The sequence below is a fragment of the Rhizobium indicum genome (assembly GCF_005862305.2).
Classification (GTDB): Bacteria; Pseudomonadota; Alphaproteobacteria; order Rhizobiales; family Rhizobiaceae; genus Rhizobium; species Rhizobium indicum.
The window spans coordinates 1,618,150-1,632,023 of record NZ_CP054021.1 but is presented as its reverse complement, the minus strand read 5'-3'; the positions used below and the strand labels follow the sequence as shown (position 1 = coordinate 1,632,023).

The 13,874-nt window shown below is 62.3% G+C and carries 11 protein-coding genes; 2 read left to right on the top strand and 9 right to left on the bottom strand.

Going from position 1 to position 13,874, the window contains the following annotated elements; all coding sequences use genetic code 11:
• Window positions 1-38 precede the first annotated feature (38 nt).
• Window positions 39-1,583: a methionine--tRNA ligase gene (locus FFM53_RS08230; protein WP_138387980.1), complete on the top strand. Its 1,545-nt coding sequence runs from the start codon at window positions 39-41 to the stop codon at window positions 1,581-1,583.
• Window positions 1,584-2,095: 512 nt separating this feature from the next.
• Here the strand turns inward: FFM53_RS08230 and FFM53_RS08225 are convergent.
• The 6 genes from FFM53_RS08225 to FFM53_RS08200 form a co-directional block, all read right to left on the bottom strand.
• The gene (locus tag FFM53_RS08225; protein ID WP_138387979.1) at window positions 2,096-3,235 is read right to left on the bottom strand and encodes a PAS domain-containing sensor histidine kinase; all 1,140 of its coding nucleotides are present in this window, start codon (window positions 3,233-3,235) and stop codon (window positions 2,096-2,098) included.
• Window positions 3,232-4,023, bottom strand: coding sequence for an alpha/beta fold hydrolase (locus FFM53_RS08220; protein ID WP_138387978.1), 792 nt, complete (start codon window positions 4,021-4,023; stop codon window positions 3,232-3,234). Before FFM53_RS08220 ends, FFM53_RS08225 begins: the two co-directional genes overlap by 4 nt.
• Before the next feature lie 129 nt (window positions 4,024-4,152).
• Window positions 4,153-4,689: a GXWXG domain-containing protein gene (locus FFM53_RS08215; RefSeq protein WP_138387977.1), complete on the bottom strand. Its 537-nt coding sequence runs from the start codon at window positions 4,687-4,689 to the stop codon at window positions 4,153-4,155.
• A gap of 114 nt (window positions 4,690-4,803) precedes the next feature.
• A complete protein-coding gene (locus FFM53_RS08210; RefSeq protein WP_012756299.1) occupies window positions 4,804-5,367 on the bottom strand; it encodes a biotin transporter BioY in 564 nt (187 codons plus the stop codon).
• A 24-nt stretch (window positions 5,368-5,391) separates the two neighbouring features.
• Window positions 5,392-6,000 carry an energy-coupling factor transporter transmembrane component T family protein gene (locus FFM53_RS08205; protein WP_138387976.1) on the bottom strand — a complete coding sequence of 203 codons (609 nt, stop codon included), beginning with the start codon at window positions 5,998-6,000 and terminating at the stop codon, window positions 5,392-5,394.
• Window positions 6,000-6,674, bottom strand: a complete 675-nt coding sequence (locus FFM53_RS08200; protein ID WP_138328828.1) for an energy-coupling factor ABC transporter ATP-binding protein — start codon at window positions 6,672-6,674, stop codon at window positions 6,000-6,002. The genes FFM53_RS08205 and FFM53_RS08200 overlap by 1 nt, the downstream gene beginning before the upstream one ends.
• 118 nt (window positions 6,675-6,792) lie before the next feature.
• Between FFM53_RS08200 and FFM53_RS08195 the strand changes: the two genes are divergently transcribed.
• Complete coding sequence (locus tag FFM53_RS08195) at window positions 6,793-7,983, top strand: winged helix-turn-helix domain-containing protein (protein WP_138387975.1); 1,191 nt, start codon at window positions 6,793-6,795, stop codon at window positions 7,981-7,983.
• Window positions 7,984-8,139: 156 nt separating this feature from the next.
• On the opposite strand, the gene ribB is transcribed toward FFM53_RS08195, so the two are convergent.
• The 3 genes from ribB to FFM53_RS08180 form a co-directional block, all read right to left on the bottom strand.
• A complete protein-coding gene (gene ribB, locus FFM53_RS08190) occupies window positions 8,140-9,243 on the bottom strand; it encodes a 3,4-dihydroxy-2-butanone-4-phosphate synthase (RefSeq protein ID WP_075224728.1) in 1,104 nt (367 codons plus the stop codon).
• Window positions 9,244-9,255: 12 nt separating this feature from the next.
• On the bottom strand, window positions 9,256-10,353 hold the full coding sequence (aroC, locus tag FFM53_RS08185; protein WP_138387974.1) for a chorismate synthase: 1,098 nt from the start codon (window positions 10,351-10,353) through the stop codon (window positions 9,256-9,258).
• A 232-nt stretch (window positions 10,354-10,585) separates the two neighbouring features.
• Complete coding sequence (locus FFM53_RS08180) at window positions 10,586-13,765, bottom strand: bifunctional diguanylate cyclase/phosphodiesterase (protein ID WP_138387973.1); 3,180 nt, start codon at window positions 13,763-13,765, stop codon at window positions 10,586-10,588.
• Window positions 13,766-13,874: the final 109 nt, after the last annotated feature.

Here is a 13,874-nt window from a genome sequence, read left to right as displayed (position 1 = left end):
GTCTGGCGGGCAATAACAGCCTTCGAAAGGAAACACCGATGAACAAGATCTACATCACCACCTCGATCCCCTATGTGAATGCCGCGCCGCATGTGGGCTTTGCCCTCGAACTGGTCCAGGCCGATGCCTATGCCCGCCATTTTCGCCTTCTCGGCCACGACATCAGGTTCCAGTGCGGAACCGACGACAACAGCCTGAAGAATGTCCGGTCGGCGGAAGCCGCGGGAGTGCAGGTCAAGGACTTCGTCAACGCGAACGCCGACAGGTTCGAGCGCCTCGGCGGCCTGCTCGATATCTCCAACGAGGAATTCGTCCGGACGTCCCGCGATCCAAGGCATATCGCCTGCGTCCATGCCTTGTGGAGGGCATGCGCCAGCAATGGCGACCTCTATCGCAAGGCATATGAGGGTCTCTATTGCGTCGGTTGCGAGCAATTCTACGAGCCGTCGGAACTCGATGATGGGCGCTGCCCGGAACATGGGCTTGCCCTTGAGACCATCCGCGAGGAGAACTGGTTCTTCCGTCTCTCGCGATATGGCGACCGGCTGCTTGAGCTCGTCGAGACCGGCGAGCTTCGGATCGTCCCGGCTCATCGGCGAAATGAAATCCTTGCCCTGCTTCGGCGTGGCCTGACCGACATCAGCGTGTCGCGCAGTGCGGAGCGGGCGCGAGGCTGGGGCGTTCCCGTGCCCGATGGGGATGAGGTCGTCTATGTCTGGTTCGATGCCCTGGCGAACTATCTCACTGGTCTCGGCCACGGGTCCGATCCGACCCTGCTGCAGCACTATTGGAACGGCGGCCAACGCATCCATGTCGTCGGCAAGGGCATCTCCAAGTTCCACGCCATCTACTGGCCGGCCATCCTCTTGTCCGCAGGTCTGCCGCCGCCATCGTCGATCCTCGTGCACGGCTACGTCACGGTAGACGGCCGGAAGATCGGCAAGTCGGCCGGCAACGGCATCGATCCGGAACGCATCATCCAATCCTACGCAACGCCGGACGCACTGCGATATTACCTGCTCCGGCATATACGCTCGGGAGACGATGGCGACTTCTCCGGCGAACGTCTCGAAGCCGCGTGGTCGGGCGAGCTCGCCGGGCAGCTCGGAAATCTCGCCAACCGGGTGCTTGCGCTTCTGTCCACGTCATTCGGCGGCATCGTTCCGCCCGTGCCGGACAGCGCGTTCGTGGACCAGGCTGCCCGCCTTCCGGGGAAGGTGGCTGAAGCCTTTGATGCCTACGAGCTCCATCTCGGCCTCGCCGATATTTTTGTGTTTATCGGCGAGGCGAACAGGCGGTTTACAAAATGCGCGCCGTGGGCGGATGCGAAAGCCCTGCTTGCCGATCTCACGCCGGAGGATCGGCAGGCGACCACTGCTCGCCTTGGCGCTTGCCTGGCCGAGCAGGTCTACGGCCTTGCGATCATTGCCCGCTGCCTCCTGCCGTTCCTGCCAAGTTCGGCCGCAAAGCTGCATTCCAGGCTGGGAATACCGTCTCCTCGCCTCTATCGGGACCCCTTGATCGTGGGCGGAGTCAAAACCGCCCCGCAAGCCGTCCTCTTTCCGCAACGCACGGCAGCTTGAAGGGGAACCAGCCCGAGATCCTCTGCGCTGCACCTTAGGCAGCGCAGAGTTTTGACGTGATCCGGAATGTCATGAAAGTTTCATATTCAGGCTATTTTCGGGAGCGGGAAAATAATCTACTATTTTAATCAGGAAACAAGATTTCCTGAAACAAACGAAGGAGACTGATTGAGTATATTTCTTATAACTACCATGCTCATCGCAGGCTTTGGCCTGTTTGCCCTGATCACCGGGGCAGCAGGAGGGCGCACCGCCCGGACCACCGCAAACACCAAGCGCAGGTCGGGCAGTTCAGGAAGCTCCGGCGATGGAGGTGGAGGCTGGTTCGACGCCTCAGGCGACTGTGACGGCGGTGGCGGAGATGGTGGAGGAGGAGACTAAATCAAACTGAAATCGATAGAATGCCCGACCGCCTCAAGGCGGTTTTTTGTTGCCCGGATTCCTGGCTGCCCGGCTGCCGAGGCGGCAATCAACCGGACAGTCGGCCCATACCGGCGCGGCTGCGTTCCCGATCAATCCAAAGGCATCACAAAGGTGAAGCGCGTCTCCTTGTCATCGGAACTGACCGTGATCGTCCCGCCATGGGCGCGGGCGATTTCCGAGGCGATGTGCAGACCCAGCCCCAATCCTCTTTGACTTGTGCCGGCTTCGCCTGTGAAGAAAGGCTGAAAAAGCCGTGTCATCGCGTCGCTGGAAATCGGAGCGCCGCCGTTGGCGATCCAAAGCTCCAGTTTTCCGTCGACAGTTGCCGCCGATAGCCGCACCGGTTCGTCCGGTGTCCCATGGGTCAGGGCATTCGCCAGAAGATTGGACACCAGCTGGCCGATCCGGCCGCTGTCGCAGTTTATCGGCCCATCGAATTCGATCGTCACCTCAATTGCGCGGTCGAGATGACTGAAGCGGAGTTCTTCGATGACCTGCCGCAAGAGCGGCTCGAGATGCTCCGCCCGCCTCTCGAGCGTAATGCCGCCACCCAATCGTCCGCGCGCGAAGTCGAGGACGTTGTCGATCAGGGCAGACATGCGAACGACGCTGCCCTGCATCAAATCGAGAACTTTAATCGCGCGATCGGTCTGCTTCTCTTTTCGGAGCATGCGCGCCGCGGCTGCAATCGAGGCAAGCGGGTTGCGCAGGTCGTGGCCGAGAACAGCAATGAACTCTTCCCGCAACTCGGCGGTTTGCTGTTCGAAGGCGAGTTTGGATTTGATCGTGGCGCCGGCAGCATCGGCGGCTGTGCGCGCGTCGACCAGCTCCCGTTCATAACGGCGACGCTCGGCAGCCTGAAACATCGTCACGCGGGTGAAAAGCAGGGCACCGTCGTCTGCACGTCTTTCCATGGCATTGGCGAGCACAGGCAGTTTTCTGCCGTCCGCCGTCACGAGATCGAGGGCAACCTCATTGAAAAACCCTTGCATGCGCAGCAGAGGCGCAAAATGGGTTTCGTAGAATATACGGCCCGACGTGTTGAGCAGGTCGTGAAGTCGTTTGCCGAGGAGCTGCTCGACAGGGATGCCGATCCAGGTCGACAGCGTTCTGTTGACCTTGACGATGCGCCCGTCCGGCCGCAGCGAAAGATAGCCGCATGGCGCGTTTTCGTACAAGTCCTCAAGGTCTTCCGCCGGCATGAAGATCTGCGTGTCGCTACCGGTCATCGCACGAACCGCCGGATTGCAGATATGACCTCGTCGGGAGCGCTGAGGTTAGGGCAGTGGCCACTCGCGTTCAGCACGACCAATTGACTATTCGGGACCTGCTGATGGACGAATTCGCCGACCTCTTCAGAGGCGATGATATCATCGCGGCATTGAAGGATCAGCGTTCTGGCGGTGACGTTCGGAAGGTCGCTGCGATTGTCTGAGGTGAATGTCACCCGTGCAAACGCCTTGGCGATCTCAGGATCGGTGCGGCAGAAGCTATTGGTCAGCTCTTCGCTAAGTTCTGGTCGATCGGGATTGCCCATGATGACGGGCGCCATAGCGGCAGACCACCCCATGTGGTTGTCGTCCAACGACGTCAGCAGTTCGTCTATGTCTGCCGCGCTGAACCCGCCGATATAGTCATCGTCATTGATATAGCGCGGCGACGGCCCGACAAGGATCAGGCTGTCAAACAGTTCCGGTGCCTGCAGCGAGGCGATGACGCCGATCATTGCGCTGACGGAGTGCCCAACGAACACCGTTTGCGTCAAGCCGAGCGCGCGGCAAATTTCCACGAGGTCATCCGCATAGCCCGCTAATGATGCATATTTCCGGGCATCATAGGCCGTGAGATCGGATCGCCCCGCGCCGACGTGATCGAACAGCACCGTCTTGAAGTCGCCGTCAAAAGCCGGCGCCACGAAACGCCACATATTCTGGTCGCAGCCAAATCCATGCGAAAAGATCATCGCACGCTGGCCATCGCCTCGGACTTGAACATGATTTCGATCGATGACGGTCATCTCGCCCTCTTCCCTGCTTTCATAACATGTTCCGCCTGTTTTGGATCGGGGAAAGATCAGCCCGGCAACGGTTCGATGGCTCTATGCCGCGATGTTCCCGAGGCGGCCGCCCGGCCATTTGCGGCATGCCTAGTCCATCACTTTCCGGAGCTCGAAGAAGAATCGCCGAGGATCGTCGCGCACGCACATCATCCCGGCAATCCCGTCATCGTCAATCCTCCGGAAGTAGTCCACGATCGGCTGTTTGTCGTAGATCATCGCAGCCGTTTCGATGCCGTCGAGCGCCTGAAGCCGCAACGAAGCGGTCGTGCCTCTCGCTCGAAGCACCTTCTGCAGGTACGTGAACCCGTGGCGGGCGACGAACGTCCGGCCAAGGGGCGCCATCTTGATCGCCAGCCCAATGGGTAAGAAATTTGGCTCGATCGCCACGAGCCGGCCCGGTCTCCAGTTGAAGAGCAGGGCGTCCGCCCGCATGTCGGAATGGAAGCGCTTGCCAAACCAGTTGAGATTCTCGAGCACGCCGTCCAGTGGATGGCCCGACGGAATACCGACGCCGCTCCAAAGGCCGACCATGTCCTTCGGCTGGACGGGCTCCAGCGAGCGGAACCAGGCAGCCATCTCCTCCTGCTGGTCGCCTTGCATGGTTTCTCCTTCAAGGACGTTCATTGCGGAAAAATGAAAAGAAGGTTTGGAAAGTTCCCGTTCATGCGGACCGGTCGGAAGCGCAACGGCCCCCGAAGGGGCCGTTGGGGTATTCGCCAGACAAGACAGGCCTATGCGTCAGGCGCGCGACGGCAGCAGGGGATAGCCGACCATGACGGCGCGGCCAAGCAGGGCTGCGACGAAAGCCTTGATCACATCGCCGGGAATGAAGGCCATCGAGCCGACGAAGGCTTTCGTGAAGCCGAGGCCGGCGACGGTGGCGAGATAGGTGATGCCGAAGGCGTAGAGCACGACGATGCCGCCGGCCATGGCGGTGAGGAAGAAGCTCACCGTCTGCACCAGGCCGGATTGCTGATGGTTGACCAGCCGCTCGCTGAGATAGCCGGTGACGAAGGCGGCAAAGATCCAGCCGATCAGGAAGCCGGCCGTCGGCGACGCGAAGATGGCAAGCCCGCCGCGGCCGCCGGAAAGCACCGGCAGGCCGATCGCGACCAGCACCAGCACGATCAGCACGGCAATCGCGCCGCGCCGCGCGCCGAGCACGACGCCGGCCATCATGACGCCGAGGGATTGGGCGGTGATCGGCACCGGAATGAAGCCGAGCGAGATCGGCGGCAGCAGGCCAAGCGCCACGATGATCGCGGCAAAGAGGGCGGTAAGAACGAGGTCGCGAGTGCTCATCATGAATTCCGTGTTTATCAATCGTTAACTCACATGCCGCCGAATGCCGCGCGCGTCAATCGCCGCGGCGATATTATCCGCATCCTTAAGGGTCAGGATGATCAGCGGCGCAAGTAGCGTCGTCGGCCGCACCTTCAGCCCGCGTGCCTTATGCGCCTCGCGGATCGCCTGATAACGCCCGACGATCTCCGGCACGAAACGCAGCACCAGCCCGAGCGCCAGGCCGATATCGTCGGCCTGCACCCAGCCGGTGCGTTCGAGCGGGCGGGCAAGCGCCGTCACCTCGTCGATGAACTCGGTGATCGACGTCGTCGCCGTCACGGTGGCGGCAAGCAGCATCAGCGCCGTCAGCCGCAGCAGGGGCACGAGCGCCTCCTGCCAGGGATTGAAGATGAGGTTGAAGAGTGCGACGACCGCGATCGTCAGGAAGATCGGCCGCAGCCGCCTGAGCCCATCGGCAAGCGGCAAGCCGACCATCCGGTAGAGAACCGCCGTCAGCAGCACGGCGATCGAAAGCAGGATCAGGTTCCCGCTGATGAACAGCACCACGCCGAAGATCGTCAGCGACAACAGTTTTAGCCGCGGCGAAAGCCGGTGCATCACGCTGTTGCCTTCGACATAGAGCGACTGCATCAGGCGGCGATCTCCTTGTAGCGGGCGATCGCTTCGGCAGCCGGCGCATCGGCGGCAAGCCGCCCTTCATGAAACAGCAGCACCCGCTCGAAATCGGCGATCAGCTCCAGATCATGCGTGATGATGATGGCGCTTTCCGGCAGTCCGGCGATAATCCCTTCGACCAGCGCCCGGTTCTTGAGGTCGAGCTGGTTGGTCGGTTCGTCGAGAATAAGAATGCCGGGGCCTGTCGCCAGCACCGAGCAGAGGGCGGCCACCTGCAATTCGCCGCCGGAAAGCTCGTGCGCGCGGCGATCGGCCAGTGCCTCGGCGCCGAAGCGGGCCAGCACGCCCTCGACCTTCGCCTCGATCTCCGCCTTGGTGAAGCCGCGCCGCTTCAGCCCGAAGGCGATGTCGTCCTTGACGATCGGCAGGATGATCTGGTTCTGCGGCGACTGGAAGATGAAACCGACATCGGCCACAGCCGTCTTTTCGTCGCTCGTGTCGCGGCCGTTGACGGTAACGCGGCCGACCGACGGTTTGGCCAATCCATTGATCAACCGCGCGAAAGTCGTCTTGCCCGAACCGTTCAGCCCGATGACGCCGATGCGTTTTCCGCTGATGCCAAGCGTCAGCGGCTGCAGCGCCACCCGTGCCCCGAAACTAACCCCGGCGCCTTCGAAACGAATATCCAAACCAATCCCTCGCATCCACGCGATCCCGCTTCTATACGGGGAATCCCCGGTGATGAAAGAGTAAATCTCCTTGTCGATATCGGGTGGCTAGGAAGATTTTCCGGATTATGATGTGACCATGACGAATCTGCTTTCCAATTCCGACGCCCGCCGTGTCTTTCTTGCCAAGCAGGGCCTCAGCGCCCCGCCAAACCGCGCCTTGACCAAAGCCGGCCTGTTGCAGCTCATCCATGAACTGGGTTTCGTCCAGGTGGACAGCATCCAGACGGTGGAGCGGGCCCATCATCAGATCCTGTTTTCCCGCAACCAGACCTACAGGCGCGAGCATCTGACGGCGCTGCTCGAAAAGGACGGCGCGCTGTTCGAGCACTGGACGCATGACGCCTCGATCCTGCCGAGCGCCTTCTTCGTCTATTGGAAGCACAAGTTCCTTCATCAGGAGAAGGTGCTCATCGAACGCTGGCGCAAATGGCGCGGCGAGGGCTTCGAGGCGGCGTTCGCGGAGACCTATGAGCGCGTTGAGCGCGACGGCGCAATCCTCTCGCGCGATATCAAGGCCGATGGACACGTTTCCGGCGGCTGGTGGAACTGGCATCCGAACAAGACGGCGCTCGAATATTTCTGGCACACCGGCAAGTTCGCCATCGCCGGCCGCTCGAACTTTCAGAAGATCTATGATCTGGCGGAGCGCGTCATCCCGAGCGAGTTCCGCGAGCCTGAGGTGAGCCGCGAGGACTTCGTCGACTGGGCCTGCCGCAGCGCGCTCACCCGGCTCGGCTTCGCCACCCACGGCGAGATATCAGCCTTCTGGAACCTGGTCTCGCCCGATGAGGCCAAGGCCTGGGTATCAGCCCATCGCGACGAACTGATCGAAGTGCTGATCGAACCGGCGCTCGGCGGCAAGGCGCGCCCATCCTGGGCTTTTGCCGATTTCCTCTCGACGCTCGACAACTACCCCGGTGCTCCGCCGCGCATCCGCGTGCTCAGCCCCTTCGACCCGATGATCCGCGACCGCAACCGCACCGAACGCCTGTTCGGCTTCTTCTACCGCATCGAGATCTTCGTGCCCGAGCCGAAGCGTGAATATGGCTACTATGTCTTCCCGCTGCTCGAAGGCGACCGGCTGATCGGCCGCATCGACATGAAGGCGGATCGGAAAAAGTCGACGCTCGATGTCAAGCGGCTCTGGCTGGAGCCGGGCGTGAAACCTTCGGCTGGGAGGCTGGAGCGACTGGAAGCGGAGCTTGACCGGGTTGCGCGGTTTGCGGGTGTGGAGAAGGTCGTGTTTCTCGACGGCTGGAGAGGATAATCCCTTCTCCCCAGCGGGGAGAAGGTGGCCCGAAGGGTCGGATGAGGGCGCGCCGCCCTATTGCCTTTCGTTTGTCACTCAAGGCATCGCTTCGCTCTCCCCCTCATCTGTCCTTCGGACATCTTCTCCCCGCTGGGGAGAAGGGGAAAAGCCCGCTCAGCAGATCTCCGTCGTGCTGATCTTGATGCCGAAACCTTCCAGGCCGACATAGTGGCGCTCGCGGCTGGTGAGCAGCTTGATCGAGCTGACGCCGAGATCTTTGAGGATCTGGGCGCCGAGGCCGATTTCCAGCCATTCGCTGTCGCGGGTCTGGGCTTCGGCATGGGCTTCGCGGCCCTGGTTGCGGGCCTTGCGGCCGTTGTCGTGATGTCCGACGCCGACGGAGCCTTCGCGCAGATAGACGATGACGCCGCGGCCCTGCTCGGCAATCTTCTGCATGTAGAAATCGACCGGGCTGTTCTTGCCGAAGAGATCCTCGGCGACATTCTCCGGATGCAGGCGCACCGGAATGTCGACACCGTCGCGGATGTCGCCGAAGACGACGGCGAGATGCTGCATCGGGTCCCAGGGCAGGGAATAGGTATGAGCCTTGGCCTTGCCGAACGGCGTCTCGATGTCGAAGCTGGTGCCGAGTTCGATCAGTGTTTCCTTGCGCTGGCGATAGGCGATGAGATCGGCGACGGAGACGAGCTTCAGCCCGTGCTGTCCGGCAAAGTCGACCACCTCAGGGCCGCGCGTCACGGTGCCGTCGTCGTTGACCAGCTCGGAGATGACGCCGATCAGCGGCAGGCCGGCGAGCTTGCAGAGGTCGACGGCGGCTTCCGTATGGCCGGAGCGCATCAGCACCCCGCCTTCACGGGAAACCAGCGGGAAGATGTGGCCGGGACGGACGAAATCGGAAGCGCCGACATTCGGATTGGCAAGGTTGCGCACCGTCAGCGTTCGGTCGTCGGCGGAAATGCCGGTCGTCGTGCCGTGCTTGAAATCGACCGAGACGGTGAAGGCCGTCGTATGGGCCGAATCGTTTTCCGCCACCATGGCGTTGAGGTTGAGGCGCTTGGCCTCTTCCTTCGGCATCGGCGCGCAGACGATGCCGGAGGTATGGCGCACGATGAAGGCCATCTTCTCCGGCGTGCAATGCACGGCGGCAACGATCAGGTCGCCTTCGTTCTCGCGGTCATTGTCGTCCATGACGACGACGATCTCGCCGGCCTCGAAGGCCCGGATGGCGTCGACGACGCGCTTCTGGTCATAAGACATGGGCGAGCGCTCCTATTTCAGACGGCCGGTCTGGCCGCGGTCGCGAAGATAATGGTCGGCGATGGCGCAAGCGACCATCGCCTCGCCGATCGGCACGGCGCGGATGCCGACGCAGGGGTCGTGCCGGCCCTTGGTGCGGATATCGACATTCTTGCCCTCCGCATCGATCGACTGGCGTTCGGTCAGGATCGACGAGGTCGGTTTGACGGCAAAACGCGCCACCACCGGCTGCCCGGTGGAGATGCCGCCGAGAATACCGCCGGCATTGTTGGAAAGGAAGATCGGCGTGCCGTCATTGCCCATGCGCATCTCGTCGGCATTGTCTTCGCCTGACGTTTCGGCGGCGGCAAAACCATTGCCGATCTCGACGCCCTTGACAGCGTTGATCGACATCAGCAGCGAGGCGATGTCTTGGTCGAGCTTGGCATAGATCGGCGCGCCGAGGCCGGCCGGCACACCTTCGGCGATCACTTCGATAACCGCGCCGATCGAGGAGCCGTTCTTGCGGATGCCGTCGAGATATTCCTCCCAGATCGGCACGATTGCGGCATCGGGCGAGAAGAACGGGTTCTGCCCGACCTGGTCCCAGTCCCAGTTGCGGCGGTCGATCTTATGTTTGCCGATCTGCACCAACGCGCCGCGCACCGTGACGCCTGGCACGACGAGGCGGGCGATGCCGCCGGCAGCAACGCGTGCGGCGGTTTCGCGCGCCGAGGAGCGGCCGCCGCCGCGATAGTCGCGAATGCCGTATTTGAGGTCATAGGTGTAATCGGCATGGCCGGGGCGGTATTGCTTGGCGATCTCGCCGTAATCCTTGGAGCGCTGGTCGGTGTTTTCGATCAGCATCGAGATCGGCGTGCCGGTGGTCGTCATCGTCTCGCCGTCGGCGTCGAGCATGACGCCTGATAGTACCTTCACCAGATCGTCCTCGCGCCGCTGCGTCACGAAGCGGGATTGGCCGGGCTTGCGCTTGTCGAGCCAGACTTGCAGGTCCTCGAGCTTGAAGCTGAGCCCCGGAGGGCAGCCGTCGACGACGCAGCCGAGCGCCGGACCATGGCTTTCGCCCCAGGTGGTTACGCGGAAGAGGTGACCGAATGTATTGTGCGACATGTGTTCCCACGGTGGCGCGCCAAAGCCGATCGCTGCCGGTCGCGCCATTGCTTGAAAAGGCGCGACACTCATAGGCCAAAAAACCGCCGAGGCAAAAGCCTTTCTTTGCGCCAAACCGGCAGCTCAGGAAATGCTGTTTCCGTTCGTTGCCAGGGATGGGTGGCGCATTGTGCCGCCACTCTCTCTACGCAGGCGGGGAGGGGGCAAGGCGAGGCCGATCGGCAGGCGGCGATCAGGACGCCAGCCGCCACCCCGTTCCGGTCGCTTCCGCGGTGAAATCGTCGAAGGAGAGCGGCCGCGAGAAGGCATAGCCTTGCAGGATGTCGCAGCCGAGATCGCGCAGCAGTGCGGCATGGTCTGCCGTCTCCACCCCTTCGGCCACCGTCTCGACGCCGAGCGAGCGGGCGATCTCGATGATCGAGCTGACGAGCGCGCGCTCCTGCGAGGCATTGACGATCGGCTGCACCAGCTGGCGGTCGATCTTCAGCCGCTTCGGCTTCAGCTTCAACAGACTGACGATCGAGGTATGGCCGGTGCCGAAATCGTCGATCTCGATATCGATGCCGAGCGCCTTGATGCGCTCGAGATTCTGCGAGACGACGTCCTCGCTCTCGTCGAGGAAGATCGATTCCACCAGTTCGAAGGAAATCTCGCCCGGACGGATATGCAGATCGGCGAGCGATTCCAACAGGCTGCCGTCATGCAGCCGCCGCGCCGATACATTGACCGAGACCTTGGGCACGGCAATGCCGCGCGCCGTCCAGCGCATCTTGTCGCGCAGCGCCGTTTCAAGCACGATCCGATCGAGCATCTGCACGACATTGATCTCGTCGGCGATGCGCAGGAACTTGTCGGGGGTGAGCAGCCCCTTGGACGGGTGCTGCCAGCGGACCAGCGCCTCGACACCGGTCAGCTCCATCGTCCGGGCGCAGAATTGCGGCTGATACCAGGCGGTGAATTCGCCATTGTCGATGCCGGCGAGAATCTCGTCAGCGGTGCGCTTGGTGTTGATGATATCGGCCTGGAGATTGTGGTTGAAGAATTCGAAGCGGTTACGGCCCATGCTCTTGGCGCGATAGAGCGCGATGTCGGCATTGATCAGCACCTTGCGCGCATCGACATGGATGCCATTGGCGAGCGCGATACCGATCGACACGCCGCAGCGGCAGGAAAAACCCTGGAAATCGATCGGCTGGCGCATCTCCTCGATGATCCGCGTCGAAAGCTGCGCCATCTCCTTGTCGCCGACGTCGAGGGCGAGGATGACGAATTCGTCGCCGCCGATGCGGGCGACGATGTCGCTGCCGCGGACGTTCTTGGCGAGCACCTTCGAGGCGTGCACCAGCATCGCATCGCCGGCGGCATGGCCGAGCGTGTCGTTGATGTCCTTGAAGCGGTCGAGATCGATATGCAGGATCGAGAATTTCTGCCGCTGCTGACGGCCGTCCTGGGTGAGCTTTTCAAGCGCGATGTCGAGCTTGCGGCGGTTGGCGAGTGCGGTCAGCGGGTCATGCAGCGAATTGTGCTCGATCCTGTTCTTGACAAGCTCGAGCTCGATATTCTTGGCGACTGCCTCGTCCTTGGCCGCCTTCAGCCGGATCGTCATCAGCACGTCTTCGGTGGCGTCGAAGGCGATGCCCATGATCTTCATCTCGCCGGTCCCCGTCTGGTGGACCTTGCCGACCGAGCGCACATAGCGCACCGAGCCGTCGTCGACGATCACCCGGCAGACGAGGGTGTGCGTGTCGCCATTGCGCTTGAAGTGGCGCGCGCTTTCGAGCGCTAAAGCCCGATCCTCGGGGTGGATGCAGCCAAGCCAGGTCTCTTCGGTCATGAAGCCGTTGCGCGGCGCAAGGCCATAGAGCTCGTGCATCCGCTCGTTCCAGATCGAGCCGCCTCGGCCCGGCCGCGCCTCCCATATGCCGCACTGATAGGAATTGAGCGCCAGGTCGAGCCGGCTGGAAAGCTCGGCGAGCTGCCCCTCGCGGCTCGACAGCTCTTCAAGCGCCAGCTCCAGCTCGGCATTCTTGACCTCGCTCATATCCTTGGCCTTGCGCAGCGTGTCGGTGGTCACCGCGTCGGCGGTCACGTCCCAGACGATGCCGATCGTCTTGCTGACGCCGCCGGCATCCGTATAGAAGGCGCCGACCGAGCGCAGGTGCCGGATGCCGCCATCGCCAAGCAGGATCCGGTACTGCGCCGTGCAGGCGGCACCCGCAATGCTGCAGCTGAAGAAATGCACTTCGGCGGTTTCACGATCCTCGGGCAGGACCGCCGCCAGCCATTCGTCGAGCGCCCGGCTGCCTTCCTGCGCCGGCTTGCCGTGCAGGGCCGCGGCGCGTGCGTCCCAGAGCAGGCTGCTCGAATCATCCTGCAGCTCCCAGATGCCGATATTCGAAGATTCTAGCGCCAGGTTCAGCCGCTGCGACAGTTCCAGCAGTTTTGCCTCGCGCGTCTCCAGCGCGGTGATGTTGCGATTGCGCTCGCCGAGCAGCAGGGTCGCGAAGAAGATCGGCACGATGATGATGAAGCCGGCGGCAACGATGATCAGGCGCAGCTCGGTGCGGTTTTCGGGTATCGCGTTCCAGCCGCTGTTCGGCACGGCGGAAAGCTCCCACTTGCCGCCGGCAAAACCGATCTTCTGGCGCATCGGATCCTTGCCGTCGATATCGGAGGACCCGAAGAACGGCGCCGGGGGAGGAGCTTTGGCGGCGGCCGGCGAGCCGATATCGCGAATGGCGATCGAAAGATGGCCGAGATGCGGATAGCGCTCCTGGTTTTCGCGGTCGCGCGCCGGCATCAGCCCGGTCGCCTGGTAGAACATCGTCTGGTCGATGGCGACTTCGACCGCCCCCCAGATCCGCCGCTGGCCATTCTCCTTGACGTAAACCGGGAAGAAGATGGCAAAGGCGTCCCGGCCTTCGGTGCTGATCGGGCCGTAGAAGCGCGCCGACTGATTGCCGGTTGCGCCGGTCATCGCCTGGCGAAAGAAGAGAGCCTCGCGCACGTCGCGGCCGATCCGCTCATTGCCGGATTGCGCCGGGTGGATGTCACGGATGATGAAATCAGGCGCGACGGCGATATGAATGAAAGACGGGTTCTGGATCAGCAGCCAGTTGATCTGGCGCTCCATCTCCTCTCCGTTTGCCGCGCTGACGGAGATCAGGTTCGTCAGGTCGCGCACGACGCTGAGGTCCATATTGATCTCGGCCATGACGCGGGCACGGATGAGGTTCGTCTCGTTTTCGGTGCGGATATGAAGTTCGCGCACATGAGACGCAGTATTGGCCTGGTCGAGCCCGAAGCCGACCATGATGACGACGAGGGCGACAAGCGACGAAACCAGAAACGAGACGCGGCTATTCTTCAACACGCGCCGCAACTGCTTGCTGTCGCTGAGCCTGGATAACAAAATGAAACCCCCATGTTGACGAGCAACTGTAGGGCGCGCGGGTTAATTTACGATTGCCCGCCGGCGATGACGAAAGATCGCGGGAAGGGAAAAACCGCGGATTAACGCA